The following is a 15,991-nucleotide window of genomic DNA, read 5'->3' on the forward strand; positions in this document are numbered from 1 at the left end:
CGCTAGACACCTTGCGCCTCAAACGGAAGGTGTCTTATGCAGCGTTTACAGCGCGTGCTCCTCGCCATCATGTCGGCACTCGCGATCACCGTGATCGCCGGCGTGTCCGATTTCGTTTCCACCACGGCCTCGGCCCAGACCGCAGGGAAGACCATGACCACAGCTTCAGGTTTGCAGATCACCGACAGCGTCGCCGGCACCGGGGCTTCGCCCAAGCCGGGCCAGATCTGCGTGATGCATTACACCGGCTGGCTCTACGAGAACGGCCAGAAGGGCAAGAAATTCGACTCGTCGGTCGACCGCAACGAGCCGTTCGAATTTCCGATCGGCAAGGGCCGCGTTATCGCCGGCTGGGACGAGGGTGTTGCCTCCATGAAGGTCGGCGGCAAGCGCACGCTGATCATTCCGCCGCAGCTCGGCTATGGCGCCCGCGGCGCAGGCGGCGTGATCCCGCCGAACGCGACGCTGATGTTCGATGTGGAATTGCTCGGGGTGAAGTAAGCCCGCAAGAAAAAGACCGGCCTCTCGGCCGGTCTTTTCGCATTCAGTGCGACGCCGTTATTCCGTCGCGCGCTTGGCTGCAGCCGCGGCGCGATCGACCGCGTCCTTCGCGGCGTCCTTTGCGTCGCCCATGGCCTGCTGGCCCTTGCCCTTCACTTCTTGGACCGCACCTTCACCCTTCAGGCGCTCGGACCCGGTGGCTTCACCGATGCCCTGCTTGGCCTTGCCCATTGCCTCGTTTGCGGTGCCCTTGATCTTGTCGGTCGTGCTACCCATGAAACTCTCCTGCGGTTTGCTCGCTAGGACAACGTCCGGCGGCTACGAGGGTTCCGTTTTTGTTATGGCTCGATGTCGCGGCTTTGGGTTAGTTTGCCGCACACGGAACCAACAGAAAGCAAGTCCCATGACCGGCCATGACCATTCGCATTCCCACCATGACCACGATCACGACGATCGCTGGAAACATGATGGCGTGCGCGTCATTCCCGGCAACCAGCTCGATACCAACGTGCCGTCGACGGCGGGCATGGACCGCGCGGCCGCGATCAATTTCGCGCGCGTCGGTGCGCAGAAATTGTGGGCGGGCACGGTCAGCATCAAGCCCGACGCCAAGACCGGCGCGCACCACCACGGCCATCTCGAAAGCGTGATTTACGTGGTGAAGGGCAAGGCGCGGATGCGCTGGGGCGAGAACCTGCAATTCACTGCGGAAGCCGGTCCCGGCGACTTCATTTTCGTCCCGCCCTACGTGCCGCATCAGGAGATCAACGCCAGCCCGGACGAGGTGCTGGAATGCGTGCTGGTGCGCAGCGACGGCGAGGCGGTCGCGATCAACCTCGACATCGAGCCGGTCGAGAAGCCCGAGACCGTGCTGTGGGTCGATCCCATTCACCGCGACCCGAACGAGAAGAAGTGAGGGTCGCCTGAAAGCCAGCGGGTTCTGTGCGACAGAACCTCGCAGGCAAGGGTCCAAAAAAGATCCGGAAGCCGTGTCGGATCGCCGCTTGGCCGTCCGTCCTTGGGCAGAACCCCGCCCAAGGAGCTCCGATGCCCAGGATGATTTTCGTCAATCTGCCCGTGACCGACCTCAAGCGCGCCACTGCCTTTTACGAGGCGGTCGGTGCGACCAGGAACCCGCAATTCAGCGATGAAACAGCGAGCTGCATGGTCTTTTCCGAGACCATCTACGCAATGCTGACGACCCACGAGAAATTTCGTCAGTTCACGCCGAAGCCGATCTCGGACGCAAAGACCTCAAACCAGGCGCTGTTCTGCCTGTCCGCGGACAGCCGGACCGAAGTCGACGATATCGTCAGCAGGGCCAAGGCTGCAGGCGGGGTGGCCGATCCCAGCCCGAAGGACGAATACAGTTTCATGTACGGCCGCAGCTTCGAGGATCCGGACGGCCACATGTGGGGCGTGAACTGGATGGACATGGCAGCCTTCGCGGCGCAGTCCGAGATGGCGAACGCCTGATCTAAGCGCGCGAACATCACAACTGAAGAGGAGCATTCACGATGTCGAAGGTCGTTCCCTGCATGTGGTTCAATGGCGATGCCGAGGAAGCCGCGAAGTTCTACGTCTCGCTCGTGCCGAATTCGGCGATCACTCATGTTCAGCGCAACGTTTCAGATGGCCCGTCCGGCAAGGAAGGCTCCGTGCTCGTCGTCGAGTTCACGGTGGCGGGACAGCCCCTGGTCGCGCTCAACGGCGGCATGAAGATGGAATACACCCATGCGCTCTCGCTGATGATCCATTGTGACGATCAGGCCCAGGTCGACAGCGTCTGGAATGCCTTCCTGGCCCATGGCGGCAAGGAAGAGCAGTGCGGCTGGCTCCACGACCGCTACGGCGTGTCATGGCAGGTCGTGCCGAAGGTGATGTTCGAATTCCTCTCGAGCCCCGACAAGGCGGCTGCCGCACGCGCGATGCAGGCTATGATGAAGATGGTGAAACTGGACGTGGAGACCTTGCGCCGCGCGTTCGAGGGCAAGTCGGCAGCGTGAAGGGCGTGCCCTTGCCACATACTCGCTGTCATCGCCCGGCGTGACCGGGCGATCCAGTACGCCGAGACGGTCGTTGGTCAGTCGATAGGCCGCGGCGTACTGGTGGATGCCCCGGTCGAGCCGGGGCAAGACAGCGGAATTTGAGGCGAAGGTCGCCGCTAGTAATTGATCCGCAGCCCCACGCCGCCATGGATGGTGTTACCCACTGGCTGCGGGCCGAGCGTGCCGTTGGCGAACAGGTCGACGATCCAGCCCTTCTGCAAGCGGAAGCCGAGCCGGCCGCCATATTCGAACCAGCCCTGGTTGCCCATGGTCGGCACCACCACGCCGTCGCCGGTCACGGTGGCGACGATGCCGCTATGGCCAGCGAATGACTGCACCCAGCCGCCGTTGATGTTGGCCTCGATATTGCTGCCGTAGAGATGCGTCCACTGGCCGCCGATCTTGACCAGGCTGGTGCGGTCGGTGCCGGTCGCGATGCTGGCGTCGAACGGATTGAACGCCACTGCGCTGTCGGTGTAGCCCGAGACGCGCTGCCAGAGCTGCCAGACCTCGATCGAGGCGGCGACCTCGTCGCGGGGCGACACGCGGCTTATCCAGCCGGCGCGGCCGTAGACGGCGTAGTTCGCGGCGTTGGTCGAACTCGTGACACTCACCGGGCCGAGGCTGGTGTTGTAGCTGCGGGTGTAACGCGCCTTCTCCCACGGCGTCAGGATCGTGCCGACGTCGAAGAACGGACGCGACGAGCCCCAGTCGGTGAAGTCATAGCGCAGCGCGAACGCACCGATCGGCGCGCTGGTGATGTTGTAGCCGCCCTCGCTGTACTGCGTGTAGGCGATGCCGGCGAGCAGCGACAGATTATTGGTCAGCTCCTTGCGGCCGTGGATGCCCGCCGAAAACGAGCCGGCGGAGCCGAATGCGCTGACGCAGTTGCTGCAATTGACCTGCTCGTTGACGCCGAGCAGCACCGTGCCGAGCACCCGGTTGGTGATCATCTGGTTGAAGCGCTGGTTGGCGAGGCCGCCGATCGAGCCGCCGCTGGAATCCGCGCCGGTCGGCGTCGGCGTCGGGCTGGGCGAGGAGGACGGATAAGGGCTCGGCGACGATGACGGGTAGGGGCTGGGCGAGGGCGAGGGGCTGTAGGTCGGGGTCGGCGAGGGTGAATAGCTCGGCGCCGGGGTGGGCGTCGACCCTGCGCACTCGGACTCGCACGCCGTGGCGGCTGCCGCCGGAGGGGCCTCGACCGCGACAAACGCAAACGCGGCCACGGCGGTCAGCACGCTCGCGAGGATGAAGCGCCTGACGTTGAATACTTCCATCGTCAGCGCCCGCACAGCATGCCGTCGTCATGGACGGCGGGCGTGATGGTCGGCGAGGCATCCGCATATTGGTTGACCGCGCACAGTCCCGCGCTCGCGGCGCAGGTCGCGGCAAAGGTCCAGGGCGGCGTATTGGTTTTACTGATAGAGATCTTGCCGCCGGTCGAGGTGATGATTGCGGTGTCGCCGGGCTGGGTGAGCTGCACGCACTGTTGGCTCGTCGTGCAGACACTGGCGGCGCCGTCCTGCAGCACGACGACCGAGCGGCCGCGCTGGGAGAGGATATCGAGTGTGGTGCCGCGCACGCCGATGGTCGCGAGCGGCGTCGTGATCTTGTAGGCGGTCTTCTCGGAATGTCCGGTAACGAAACGGAATGCGCCGGTCGTCATGCGGATCGCGACGTCGCGATAGCTGTGCTCGTCGTTGAAGACCGTGCGGTCGAGCTTGAGCGTGGCGCTCGGACCGAGCGACAGATTGGTGCTGTCCGCCATCACGAAGCGCGCCGCACTGCCGGCGCCGGTGCGCACGGTCTCGTCGCGGAGCATGCTGTCGCCGACGCTGATCGGCGTCGTGGTCGCGGCTACGCGAACCACTTCATTCTGGATCACGACGGCTTCACCGACGCGCGTCTGCGCCTGGGCGCAAGGGGCCACGCACAAGGCAGTCGAGAAGAGCGTGGAGAAAAGCCAGAAACGCAAATTCATTTCGCAACCGATCGATGTGTCCCTGATCGTACCGGATCACGCGCGCTTGCGATGTGGCGGAATTATCACAAGCGCCGCGGGACCTGCGTTATGCTTAGTGACAGTTGCGGCAGAATGCGTTCAATGAAAACCGCGATCTCTATTATTCTCCGCGGTGACGCAAATTTGCCACGCAAAACATCTCCACAAGCGCAACTTGACTTGCCCGCGGTTCCGAAGGTGTCGCGGAGCGCAGTGATTGCTGTCGCGATTTTCCTGGTCGCGCATCTCGCGCTGCTGATCGGCTTGACGACGCCGGAGAAGTTCGTCTTCGACGAAGTGCACTATGTGCCGGCGGCGCGGCAGATGCTGGCACCAGCGGTGTCGCAACCGATGCTCAATCCGATGCATCCGCCATTGGCGAAAGAGCTGATCGCGCTTTCGATCGCGGCCTTCGGCGACACCGCGCTGGGCTGGCGCTATCCCGCGACGTTGTTCGGCGCGCTCGCGATCGTCGCGATCTATCTGTGCGGACTCGCGCTGTTTGCCGCGCAAGGGCCCGCGATCGCCGCCGCGCTGATCGCCGGCTGCAACCAGATGCTGTACGTGCAGGCGCGCATCGCGATGCTCGACATTTTTGCACTCGGCTTCGGCCTGCTCGCGATTGCCGCCTTCATGCACGGCTTTCGAAAGGATCGTCCCCACGCATTGTTCGCGGCTGCCGGCAGCCTGTTCGGCTGTGCTGCGGCCTGCAAATGGAGCGGCCTGTTTCCGCTCGGAATCTGCATCGTCATCGTCGCGGTGATCCGCCTGATGCAGGGCTGGCGCACTCTGTTTGCCGACGCGAAGCCGGGGGATTGGTACCGGCCCGATCTCTGGCCCGACTTCAGATTACATCACGTCGTGCTCTGCTTCACCGTCCTGCCCGCGGCGACATATCTTGCGGCCTTCGTCCCGCTCCACGGCGTGTCGTTGTCGGATCTGGTCGAGGCGCAACGTCGGATCTTCGCCGACAACACCACCACTGCCATCGCCGGACACACTTATATGAGCGCCTGGCCGTCATGGCCGCTGCTCGCGCGCCCGGTGTGGTTCCTGTTCGACAAGGGCGCGGACGACAATGTCTCCGCGATCGTCTTCCTCGGTAATCCCCTGGTGCTGTGGCCGGCGCTGCCCGCGCTCGCCGTCGTGCTGCGCGACTTCGTCGTTGCGCGTCGCTGGGATGCGTTCCTGATCGCGGTCTTCTATTTCGGGTGCTGGCTTGCCTGGGCGTTGCTGCCTCGTACGCTCGCCTTCATCTATTACTATCTGCCGGCTGCGACCGTGGCGTCGCTCGCACTGGTCTACGTGCTGCGCCGGGGCGGTCTGCCACGCTGGCTGTTGTGGGCCTATGTCGCGGTCGCGGCAGCAGGCTTTGTCGCCATGCTGCCGATCTCGGCGGCCTTCGTCGGCACGACGATGCAGACCTTCAACCGGCTGATGCTCTTCCAAAGCTGGATATGATATCGCCGCCTGCCGGGGGAACGGCAGGCGGCGTCTTTATTGGCGATGACCGAGAATTACTTCGACGCGGTCTGGGTGTCCATGTTCACGACCTGGACGCGGCGGTTGATCGGGTCGGCGCCGTTGGCGGTGTCCTTCAGCTTGGTCTTGCCGTAGCCGACGGTGACGAGGTCGGTGCCGGTGAGGCCGTAGTTCTGCACCAGGTATTTCTTGATGGTGTCGGCCCGCCGCTCGGAGAGCCCCTGATTGTATCCCTCGGTGCCGACCGCATCGGTGTGGCCGGCGACCACGAAGGTCGAGCCCTTCAGCGAGGGATCGGACAGCGCCTTGCCGAGCGCCTGCACCGACGGCACCGACGTCTTGGCGATGTCGGCCGAGTTGTAGTCGAACTGGATCTCCAGATCGATCTTCGGCTTGGTCGCGGCGAGCTCGGCAATCTGCTCGCGCTCGCCCGTCGACAGCGACCGCGTCGAGCGGTTGCGCACGGTGTTCAGGAACGTCGATTCCTTGGCCTGCACCGCCGGATCGACCTGCGGACCTGCGGACAGGCCGCGGGTCGCCGGCTTCGGCTTCAATGCATCCAGGATCTGGTTGGTAGAGACATTGCCGTCGCCGGCCATAGCCAGGCCGGCCGTCATCGACAGAACTGCCGAGAGGGTCATCGCCTTCAGTGCAAAAGACTTATTGAAACTAGTCATTGTCGTATCCTCGTTGTGACGCCTGATGGCTATTTGATGCTGCAAGCATAGGGCAGGTTCAAAAGCCCTGGTGTGATCTTGGTCACGGTGGAAACTGGGCCTCCGGGGCCACGGCAGCGAATTTCAAGCGGTTTCGGGCTCACCGAGGGCCGACCCGCGGTCCACTCCGAGGACGGACGCTAACGCGTGAACAGAGTGGTCGCACGCTGCCCGGCGAGCGTTCGAGCCGTCGCAGTCCTGTCGTGATCCGCATCACTGAGGACCGCCGCGCCCAGGTGCCGCTCGGGGTGGGGCCCGGTTCACTCAGGGAAACCTGCGCTGACCGATTGTCGCAAAGCCGTCGCGTGATGGCCTGTCTGCGGACAATTTTTCGGCCAGATGGACGCCTAGGGCGGAGCCTCCGACAAGGGCAACGAAGGGAGCCGAGTTCCATCCAGTGCCGAGGCCAAGTGATTACCAGTTCTATCGCAGTGGCCCGCCGGATCGGACCGTATCCCTGAGCTCCATGCCCATTTACATCGGCGCGGCGATGATCGCGGTGGCGATCCTGCTGTCGACGCTGATCACGGGGCTGACCTCCCGCTATGTCGGGCTTGGAGCGCCGACGGACGAGAACATGTGGCTGGTCGATCGTCTCACCGGCAATGTCTATCGCTGCCAGGCGGAGGAGCGCGGCAAGGCCTCGTGCGAACCCGATGTCGCAACAGGCAGCGTTGGCGCCGATCCAGAGCCCCGAAAGCTGGCCGCTGAGCCCTCCGCCTTCGCACCGCAGCAAGAAAATTGTCTTCTCCACGAAACGTCTTCGCCAGAGAATACGTAATTGCGGAGGCCGGCATGACGCCGGTTTCGTTTTACGGAGGAGACTTTTCGATGAAAATCTTGCTCACAGCCGCGGCTTTGGTTGCGTTCGCCATTTCCCCTGCATCGGCCGCCATGATGGCGTGCACGAGCGATAATATGATGAAGTCCGCCGCCATGATGGGCGGCACGGCGGATACGCCGGCCAAGACGGCCATGAACAAGGAAATGGCCATGGCCAACACCGACATGAGCAATGGCAAGATGAAAAGCGCCTGCATGCATTACATGAAGGCGCAGAAGGCGATGTCGATGAAGTAGGCGCGGCTCGCGCCTTCCAACCGCGCTGTCAGCAGATGGCGGCGCGGTTTTTCCTTGTCCGCTCCTGGATCGGCTTCTTGCCTGGATGCGAATCCCGCTACACTGCATTCCGCAATGTCCCGCGCGCCCAAACCGATTCCACTCACCACGACACAGGCCCGGCAAATCTGGCTTCATGCCCAGCGGCTGGACGAGCGCGCGCCGTTCGGTGACGGCGCGCAAGCCGTCGCCGACGCGGTCGCCCATCTCGGCTATGTGCAGATCGACACCATCAATGTGATCGAGCGCTGCCATCACCACATCCTGTTCAGCCGCATCCCGTCCTACCGCCGCGCCGACCTGCGCCACGCCCAGAGCGTCGACAAGAGCGTCTTTGAATATTGGACGCATGCGCTCTCTTATGTGCCGGCCGGTGACTTCCGCTTCTTCCTGCCGGCAATGCGCGAGCACCGGCGTGAGGGGCACAAATGGTTCGCCTCGGTGAAGCCTGCCGACATGCGCAAGGTGATGCGGCTGGTGCGCGCCGGCCCGCTGACGATCCGCGACATCGAGGACGACGTGCTCACCGCGAAGGAGCATCTCTGGCAAAGCCGAAAGCCCTCGAAGCGGGCGTTGCAGCTCGCCTTCTATACGGGTGCCGTGACCATCAGCGAGCGCCAGGGCATGCTCAAGACCTATGAGCTGATGACGCGCCATTTCAGCTGGGACAGGCTGCCGAAGCCCGCGTCGGCAAAGGACATTACGGCGTATCTGCTCGACCGCGCGCTGCGATCGCAAGGTGTCGTGAGCCTCGATTCGGTCTGCCATCTCAACGCGCCGCGCAAGACGGCGGTGGCTGCGCTGATCGCCTCGCGCGTCCGCCGTGGCGAGCTCGTGCCTGTCGCCATCGACGGGGCCGGCAAGCAGGCGCACTGGGCACCGCCGGCTGTGCTCGAGCCCGGCGAGCGCGCGCCGCCGGATCTCGTCCACATCCTCTCGCCGTTCGATCCGCTGATCATCCAGCGCAAGCGCACCAATCTCATTTTCGGCTACAACCATTTGTTCGAGGCCTATGTGCCGAAGGCCAAACGCAAGCTCGGCTATTTCGCGCTGCCCGTACTGGTCGGCGATGAGATCGTCGCCGCGCTCGATCTGAAGACCGACCGCCAGGCGAAGAAGCTGTTGATGCAGAAATGGACCTGGGTCGGCGAGGGGAAGAAGACCGTGCGGCGCAAGGAGCTGAAACGGGAGATCGAGGAGGAACTCGATCGTTTTGAAAAGTTTCAATTGGCGGAGTGAGATGCGCCCTCGTCGGTCTGTAGGGTGGATTAGCGAAGCGTAATCCACCTCTTTCACTTCCGCGGAGACAAACAGTGGTGGGTTACGCTGCGCTAACCCACCCTACGCACCTTGGCGAGCCGATCAATCCAAACGCCGAACGCGATCCCGGCCGCATAAGCCAGCAAGTTCCACGGCGAGAAGATGCGCCCCAGCAGCAGCGCACCGGCCGTCGTTAGCCGGAACGCATCGAGCCATGGCGTATGGACGTGCCGGGAAAACTCAACAGCGATCGCGATCGCCGCCGCGATGGCTGCGATCTGTGTCCGTGACAGCCGTGGCAGTAAAACCCCGACCAGCAGAAACACCATGGTCGCCCATAGCAGCGAGCCGCCATACTTCACCACGAAGGCGGGGAGCCCGAGCGGAAAGCCGTACCAGCGCAACGACAATCCACATGCGATCACGACCAGCGCCAGCCCGGCGCGGATCAGCGATGTCCGAAGCGGCGCAATGGGTTTGACCGGTTGCGCCTGATGCATTGCTTGCTCCATTGACTCTTTCGCGGCGATCCTCAAAACCCCGCATCAGCCCATAAAAGCAACAACCCCGGGGGAAGCCATGAGCCAGACTACGACCTATGCCGGTTCGACCGGCGCAGCCAAGTCGGAAATCGAGACCTCGACGATCCGCGCCATCTCGTGGCGCCTGATCCCGTTCCTGGTGCTGGCCTACTTCTTCTCCTATCTCGACCGCGTCAATCTCGGCTTCGCCGCGCTGACCATGAATGCCGAGCTGAAATTCACGCCGCTGATCTTCTCCTGGGGCGCCGGCATCTTCTTCATCGGCTATTTCATCTTCGAGGTGCCGAGCAATCTGGCGCTGGAGAAGTTCGGCGCCAGCCGCTGGATCGCCCGCATCATGGTGACCTGGGGCATCATCTCGGCGCTGATGGCGCTCACGAGCGGCGTCACGAGCTTCTACGTGCTGCGCTTCCTGCTCGGCGTCGCCGAGGCCGGCTTCTTCCCCGGCATCATTCTCTATCTCACCTATTGGTATCCGGCCGAATATCGCGCCCGCTTCCTCGCGGCCTTCGCCATCGCCGTGCCGGTCTCCACCGTGATCGGCGCACCGGTCTCGGGCCTGCTGCTCGGGCTCGACGGCGCCATGGGCCTGAAGGGCTGGCAGTGGCTGTTCATCATCGAGGGCATTCCCTCCGTGCTGCTCGGCATCGTCACCTGGTTCTATCTCACCGACAGGCCGGAGAAGGCGGATTGGCTCTCGGCCGAGCAGAAGGCCTGGCTCAAGACCAAGCTCGATGCCGAGATCGCGGCCAAGCAGGCGGTGAAGCATTTGTCGCTTAGTGAAGCGCTGACCTCACCGAAGGTGATCATGCTGAGCCTGGTCTATTTCGGCTTCGTCGGGGCGCTGTATGGCATGCAGTTCTGGCTGCCGCAGATCGTCAAGGCGTTCGGCCTCACCAACGCCCAGACCGGATTTGTCACCGCGATCCCGTATCTGTTCGGCACCATCGCGATGATCCTGTGGGCTCGGCATTCCGATGCCACGCGCGAGCGCGTGATGCATGTCGGCGCGCCGTTGCTGCTCACCGCCCTCGCGCTCGGCGTCTCCAGCTATCTCACCGACCCCACCCTGACGATGATCGTGCTGACAATCGCCGCGATCGGCGTGTTCTGCTGCTTCGGCGTGTTCTGGACCTTGCCGACCGCCTGGCTGTCCGGCACGGCGGCGGCCGGCGCCATCGCCTTGATCAACTCGATCGGCAATCTCGCCGGCTTCGGTGGGCCGTATCTGATCGGCTGGGTCAAGGAAGCCACCGGCCAGACCTCGACCGGACTGCTCGTGCTCGCGGTGCTGCCGTTGATCGCCGGCATCCTGGTCTTCATCGGCGGCCACGACAGCAAGCACGAGTTTGTCGAGCAGGGGCGGTGAGGGGCTAGTTGCGTAGGGTGGGCAAAGGCGCGTTCTTCGCGCGCCGTGCCCACCATCTATCTGGAGGTTTCTACGTCAGTGGCCAGATGGATAGCGACGGCAGAATCTATCCACTGGCTATTTAGGCTCGATGTCCCCGCGCCAATCAGAAACGGCATCGATGAACGCCTGATCCTCATCGGCACCAGTGCTCGTGGCGACGGCAAGCGACTGCCGATGTGCCTCCGCCCGAAATGATGCTGAGGTAACATCCGGGACCCAAGTCTCGATCGGCCGGAGCCCCCGCGCTCGGAGTTGCCGTCGATCTTCCCGAGTACTATCGCGTGATGGCTTCGCCATAAGGACCTCCGGCGGGACCAATAACATTGTGGCGTCCCGCTCCGTTAGAGCTGACTGTCATTCTTACCACCCCTTAACGATCACGCTTTCCTGATGACTGACGATTATTGACTTTTATCAGTGATTAGTCGACATTCCTCTCATTGCAGCCGAGGGAGTGTCCTCCGATGTTCGTCCGAACCGTTTTGTCCAGCTATTCCAAGCTCTTCGCCGGTGTTTCGCTGGCGTTGATGGCTGCCGCTCTCGCTGGGTGCAATGACACCGTCGCTGAAAAGGCGGAGCCGCCGCGGCCGGTTCTCGTCGCCACCGCCCACTACGATGCCGAAAAGCCCGAGCGCAGCTTCGTCGGCACCATCAGGCCGCGGATCGAGAGCGATCTGGGCTTTCGGGTCGCCGGCAAGGTCGCCAAGCGTCTCGTCGAAGTCGGCCAGACCGTCGAGATCGGTCAGCCCCTCGCGACCCTCGATGAGGTCGACCTGAAGCTCCAGGCCGAGCAGGCCGTCGCCGAGCAGAGCGCTGCGACCGGCGTGCTGGCTCAGGCCGCCGCCGCCGAGCAGCGCGCCAAGGATTTGAAGGCCAAGGGTTGGACCACCGATGCGCAGCTGGATTCGAGCCGCGCCGCCGCCGATGAGGCCCGCGCCCGCCTGAACCGGGCCGAGCGCTCGGTTGAACTGACCAAGAATTCCCTTTCCTACGCGACGCTCAACGCCGACGCCCGTGGCGTCGTCACCGCAACGCTGATCGAGCCTGGCCAGGTGGTCTCCGCGGGCCAGACCTCGATCCGCGTCGCCCGCTTTGCCGAAAAGGAAGCGGTCGTCGCGATCCCTGAGACGCTGGTCGGACGTGCCAAATCGGGCGCCGCCAGTGTCACTCTTTGGTCGGAGCCGGGCAAGAAATATACAGCCAAGCTGCGCGAGATCGCGCCCACCGCGGATCCTGCCACGCGCACCTATCTCGCAAAGTTCTCGCTACCCGAGGCCGACGACAAGGTTTCGCTCGGCATGACTGCGACGCTGACGCTGTCGGACGCCGCCACCGAGCGCGTCGCGCGGCTGCCGCTGTCGGCGCTGTTCAACGAAGGCGGCAAGCCGTCCTTCTACGTCGTCGACGACAACGGCGCGGTCACGCTGAAGCCGGTCGCGGTGAAGTCCTATGAGAGCAACGACGTCGTCATCACCGGCGGTGTCGAAGAGGGCGCCAAGATCGTCGCTCTCGGTGTGCAGAAGCTCGATCCAAGCCAGAGGGTGCGGATCGTCTCGTCACTGTCCTTTTAAGTCTCGCTTACGAGTTACGTCGTGTGAGGTGAGTTTCGGCCCAAGCGCAAATGCTTTGGCTGAAGCGGCGAAGCGATCCAGAACCTGCCCAGCCCCCTGGATTGCTTCGCTGCCTCGCGACGACGCATTGAACAGAGTGGCTGTCGTTTTTTTGCAACCGGATCTCTTTGGAGAGTGCGATGAAGCGCTTCAATCTTTCGGCCTGGGCCGTCAGCCATCCGACGCTGATCCTGTTCCTGATGCTCATTCTCGGCGTCGCCGGGTTCTTCTCCTATCAGAAGCTCGGCCGCGCCGAGGATCCCTTCTTCACGGTGAAGGTGGTCAACGTCTCCGTGCTGTGGCCGGGCGCGACCGCGCAGGAAATGCAGGCGCAGGTCGCCGATCCCATCGAGAAGAAGATCCAGGAGCTGCCTTACTTCGAGAAGGTCCAGACTTATTCCAAGCCGGGCTTCACCGCGCTCCAGGTGACCTTCCGCGATTCCACGCCGCCGAAGGACGTGCCGTATCTCTTTTATCTGTTGCGCAAGAAGCTGGCCGACGTGCAGGGCCAGCTGCCCTCGGGGATTTTGGGACCCGTCGTCAACGACGAGTTCTCCGACGTCGATTCCATCCTCTACATGATGACCGGCGACGGCGCCGACTACGCCCAGCTCAAGAAGGTCTCTGAGGGTTTCCGTCAGCGCCTCCTGAAGGTGCCGGGCGTGACCAAGGTCGACGTCTACGGCAACCAGGATGAGCGCATCTTCGTCGAGTTCAGCCATGCCAAGCTCGCCACGCTCGGCATCACGCCGCAGGCGCTGTTCGATTCGCTCGCCAAGCAGAACAATGTGACTCCGGCCGGTACGGTCGAGACCTCGTCGCAACGCGTGCCGCTGCGCGTGACCGGTGCGCTCGACGGCGCCAAGGCCGTCGCCGAAACCCCGGTCGAGAGCAACGGCCGCGTGTTCCGTCTCGGCGACATCGCCACCGTCACCCATGGCTATGTCGACCCGCCAAGCTTCATCGTGCGCCAGGAAGGCAAGGCCGCGATCGGCATCGGCGTCGTCACTGCCAAGGGTGCCAACATCCTCGATCTCGGCAAGGAGGTCGAGAAGGCGACGGCTGAATTCATGAAGGCGGTGCCGCAGGGCGTCGACATCAAGCTGATCGCCGACCAGCCCAAGGTGGTCGAGCACGCCGTCAGCGAGTTCGTGCACTCCTTCATGGAAGCCCTCGTCATCGTGCTGTTCGTGTCGTTCCTGGCACTCGGCTGGCGCACCGGCATCGTGGTCGCGTTGTCGGTGCCGCTGGTGCTCGGTATCGTCTTTGTCGTCATGAACACGATGTCGCTCGACCTTCACCGCATCACGCTGGGTGCGCTGATCATCGCGCTCGGCCTGCTGGTGGATGACGCCATCATCGCTGTCGAGATGATGGTGGTGAAGATGGAGCAGGGCTGGGACCGCATGCGTGCGGCGTCCTTTGCCTGGGAGTCCACTGCGTTTCCGATGCTCACGGGAACGCTGGTCACGGCCGCTGGCTTCCTCCCCATCGGCTTTGCCAATTCCGCGGTCGGCGAATATGCCGGCAGCATCTTCTGGATCGTGGCGATCGCGCTGGTCGCGTCCTGGTTCGTGGCGGTGATCTTCACGCCCTATATCGGCGTCATGTTGCTGCCCAACATCAAGGTGCACCACAATCACGATCCGCACGCGGTCTACGAGACCCGCATGTATCGGGGCCTGCGCGCCATCGTGCAGTGGTGCGTCAACCACCGCATTACGGTGGTGGCTGCGACTGTCGGCGTCTTCATCGCCTCGATCGTCGGATTCGGCCACGTCCAGCAGCAGTTCTTCCCGCTGTCCGAGCGTCCGGAGCTGTTCCTGCAGCTTCGCCTGCCCGAGGGCACCGCCTTCAACGTCACGGAAAAGGCGGTGAAGAAGGCCGAGACCATGCTCAAGGACGACAAGGACATCGAGACCTACACGGCCTATGTCGGGCAGGGCTCGCCGCGCTTCTGGCTCGGCCTCAATCCGCAGCTTCCGAACGAGGCTTTTGCCGAAATCGTCATCGTCGCAAAGGGCGTCGAGGCGCGCGAGCGCATTAAGGCCAAGCTTGAAAACGCCGTCGCCGACGGCGCGCTCAACGAAGCCCGCGTGCGCGTCGACCGCTTCAATTTCGGTCCTCCCGTTGGTTTTCCCGTGCAGTTTCGCGTCATCGGACCCGACGCCAACAAGGTGCGCGAGATCGCCTACCAGGTCCGCGACGTCATGCGGCAGAACAAGAGCGTCAAGGACGTCCAGCTCGACTGGAACGAGCAGTCGCCTTACCTCAAGCTCGTCGTCGACCAGGACCGCGCCCGCGCCATGGGCCTGACCCCGCAGGACGTGTCGCAGGCGCTGTCGATGCTGATCTCGGGCTCACAGGTGACGACCGTGCGCGACGGCATCGAGAAGGTCGGCGTGGTCGCGCGCGCCGTGTCGTCCGAGCGGCTCGACCTCGGCGCAGTCGGCGATCTCACCATCACCTCGCGCAACGGCGTTGCCGTGCCGCTGCAGCAGATCGCCAAGATCGAGTATGCCCACGAGGAGCCGATCATGTGGCGGCGTAACCGCGACATGGCGATCACCGTGCGCTCCGACGTCGTCGACGGCGTGCAGGCGCCCGACGTCACCGGCCAGATCGCGCCGAAGCTGAAGGCGATCAAGGACAATCTCGAGCCGGCCTACCGCATCGAGGCGGGCGGCGCGTTCGAGGAATCCGCCAAGGGCAACGCCTCGATCTTCATTCTCTTCCCGCTGATGGTCATGGTGATGCTGACGCTGCTGATGTTCCAGCTGCAGAGCTTCTCGCGCCTGATCCTGGTGTTCCTCACCGCGCCGCTCGGCATTGTCGGCGCCTCCTTCGGGCTCAACATCGCCAACGCCCCGTTCGGCTTCGTGGCGCTGCTCGGCCTGATCGCGCTCGCCGGCATGATCATGCGCAACGCCGTGATCCTGGTCGATCAGATCGAGACCGACGTCTCGCACGGCCTGACCCGCCGCGAGGCGATCGTCGAGGCCACCGTCCGCCGGGCCCGCCCGGTGGTGCTGACGGCGCTCGCCGCCATCCTCGCCATGATCCCGCTGTCGCGCTCGGCGTTCTGGGGGCCGATGGCCATCACCATCATGGGCGGATTGTTCGTTGCGACCTTCCTCACGCTGCTGTACCTGCCGGGCCTCTACGCCCTCTGGTTCCGCAAGAGCCTGGATGAGGCGGGCACGCCTGAGCAGCCTGCCGCGCCGCAGCATGGGAGCGATGACCAGCACGCAATTCCGCTTGCTGAGGCGGCTGAATAAGTGAAGATAAACTGCTGATTGA

Annotated in this window: 16 protein-coding genes and 1 pseudogene; 11 read left to right on the top strand and 6 right to left on the bottom strand. The window is 63.6% G+C overall.

The features are described from left to right. The first annotated feature begins 36 nt into the window (after positions 1-36). Positions 37-501, top strand: coding sequence for an FKBP-type peptidyl-prolyl cis-trans isomerase (locus GWG67_RS22405; RefSeq protein ID WP_007606926.1), 465 nt, complete (start codon positions 37-39; stop codon positions 499-501). A gap of 57 nt (positions 502-558) precedes the next feature. Here the strand turns inward: GWG67_RS22405 and GWG67_RS22410 are convergent, their stop codons facing one another. Continuing rightward, positions 559-777: a CsbD family protein gene (locus GWG67_RS22410; RefSeq protein WP_275171453.1), complete on the bottom strand. Its 219-nt coding sequence runs from the start codon at positions 775-777 to the stop codon at positions 559-561. 127 nt (positions 778-904) lie between these two features. Here GWG67_RS22410 and GWG67_RS22415 point away from each other — a divergent pair, with 127 nt between their 5' ends. The 3 genes from GWG67_RS22415 (at position 905) to GWG67_RS22425 (ending at position 2,507) form a co-directional block, all read left to right on the top strand. Further along, positions 905-1,417, top strand: a complete 513-nt coding sequence (locus tag GWG67_RS22415) for a cupin domain-containing protein (protein WP_275171454.1) — start codon at positions 905-907, stop codon at positions 1,415-1,417. Between the two features lie 131 nt (positions 1,418-1,548). Beyond that, positions 1,549-1,977 carry a VOC family protein gene (locus tag GWG67_RS22420; RefSeq protein ID WP_275171455.1) on the top strand — a complete coding sequence of 143 codons (429 nt, stop codon included), beginning with the start codon at positions 1,549-1,551 and terminating at the stop codon, positions 1,975-1,977. 41 nt (positions 1,978-2,018) lie between these two features. Beyond that, positions 2,019-2,507: a VOC family protein gene (locus GWG67_RS22425; protein WP_275171456.1), complete on the top strand. Its 489-nt coding sequence runs from the start codon at positions 2,019-2,021 to the stop codon at positions 2,505-2,507. Positions 2,508-2,665: 158 nt separating this feature from the next. On the opposite strand, the gene GWG67_RS22430 is transcribed toward GWG67_RS22425, so the two are convergent. Continuing rightward, positions 2,666-3,826 (bottom strand): hypothetical protein, encoded by a 1,161-nt coding sequence (locus GWG67_RS22430; RefSeq protein WP_275171457.1) that lies wholly within the window; start codon positions 3,824-3,826, stop codon positions 2,666-2,668. A gap of 2 nt (positions 3,827-3,828) precedes the next feature. Continuing rightward, entirely contained in the window at positions 3,829-4,530 is a 702-nt protein-coding gene (locus GWG67_RS22435; RefSeq protein ID WP_342761053.1) for a FecR family protein, read from the bottom strand. A gap of 51 nt (positions 4,531-4,581) precedes the next feature. Between GWG67_RS22435 and GWG67_RS22440 the strand changes: the two genes are divergently transcribed. Then, positions 4,582-6,012: a glycosyltransferase family 39 protein gene (locus GWG67_RS22440; RefSeq protein ID WP_275171460.1), complete on the top strand. Its 1,431-nt coding sequence runs from the start codon at positions 4,582-4,584 to the stop codon at positions 6,010-6,012. A 56-nt stretch (positions 6,013-6,068) separates the two neighbouring features. Here the strand turns inward: GWG67_RS22440 and GWG67_RS22445 are convergent, their stop codons facing one another. Beyond that, positions 6,069-6,710 carry an OmpA family protein gene (locus GWG67_RS22445; RefSeq protein ID WP_275171461.1) on the bottom strand — a complete coding sequence of 214 codons (642 nt, stop codon included), beginning with the start codon at positions 6,708-6,710 and terminating at the stop codon, positions 6,069-6,071. A 505-nt stretch (positions 6,711-7,215) separates the two neighbouring features. On the opposite strand from GWG67_RS22445, the pseudogene GWG67_RS22450 reads away from it, so the two are divergent. The 3 genes and pseudogenes from GWG67_RS22450 to GWG67_RS22460 all read left to right on the top strand — a co-directional run bounded on the left by GWG67_RS22450 (position 7,216) and on the right by GWG67_RS22460 (position 9,107). Then, positions 7,216-7,460: pseudogene (locus GWG67_RS22450) on the top strand (hypothetical protein). 120 nt (positions 7,461-7,580) lie between these two features. Beyond that, positions 7,581-7,829, top strand: coding sequence for a hypothetical protein (locus tag GWG67_RS22455; RefSeq protein ID WP_275171806.1), 249 nt, complete (start codon positions 7,581-7,583; stop codon positions 7,827-7,829). A gap of 114 nt (positions 7,830-7,943) precedes the next feature. Next, entirely contained in the window at positions 7,944-9,107 is a 1,164-nt protein-coding gene (locus GWG67_RS22460) for a winged helix-turn-helix domain-containing protein (protein ID WP_275171462.1), read from the top strand. 92 nt (positions 9,108-9,199) lie between these two features. On the opposite strand, the gene GWG67_RS22465 is transcribed toward GWG67_RS22460, so the two are convergent. Next, positions 9,200-9,628 carry a DUF2809 domain-containing protein gene (locus GWG67_RS22465; protein ID WP_275171463.1) on the bottom strand — a complete coding sequence of 143 codons (429 nt, stop codon included), beginning with the start codon at positions 9,626-9,628 and terminating at the stop codon, positions 9,200-9,202. Positions 9,629-9,707: 79 nt separating this feature from the next. Between GWG67_RS22465 and GWG67_RS22470 the strand changes: the two genes are divergently transcribed. Further along, positions 9,708-11,039, top strand: a complete 1,332-nt coding sequence (locus tag GWG67_RS22470) for an MFS transporter (protein WP_275171464.1) — start codon at positions 9,708-9,710, stop codon at positions 11,037-11,039. A 117-nt stretch (positions 11,040-11,156) separates the two neighbouring features. On the opposite strand, the gene GWG67_RS22475 is transcribed toward GWG67_RS22470, so the two are convergent. After that, on the bottom strand, positions 11,157-11,405 hold the full coding sequence (locus GWG67_RS22475) for an antitoxin MazE family protein (protein WP_342761054.1): 249 nt from the start codon (positions 11,403-11,405) through the stop codon (positions 11,157-11,159). A 140-nt stretch (positions 11,406-11,545) separates the two neighbouring features. Here GWG67_RS22475 and GWG67_RS22480 point away from each other — a divergent pair, with 140 nt between their 5' ends. Together GWG67_RS22480 and GWG67_RS22485 are read left to right on the top strand one after the other, a co-directional pair. Continuing rightward, positions 11,546-12,652 carry an efflux RND transporter periplasmic adaptor subunit gene (locus tag GWG67_RS22480; protein ID WP_275171468.1) on the top strand — a complete coding sequence of 369 codons (1,107 nt, stop codon included), beginning with the start codon at positions 11,546-11,548 and terminating at the stop codon, positions 12,650-12,652. Positions 12,653-12,831: 179 nt separating this feature from the next. Continuing rightward, a complete protein-coding gene (locus tag GWG67_RS22485; RefSeq protein WP_275171470.1) occupies positions 12,832-15,969 on the top strand; it encodes an efflux RND transporter permease subunit in 3,138 nt (1,045 codons plus the stop codon). Positions 15,970-15,991 lie beyond the last annotated feature (22 nt).

Origin of the sequence: Bradyrhizobium sp. CSS354 (assembly GCF_029051725.1) — a bacterium.
Classification (GTDB): Bacteria; Pseudomonadota; Alphaproteobacteria; order Rhizobiales; family Xanthobacteraceae; genus Bradyrhizobium.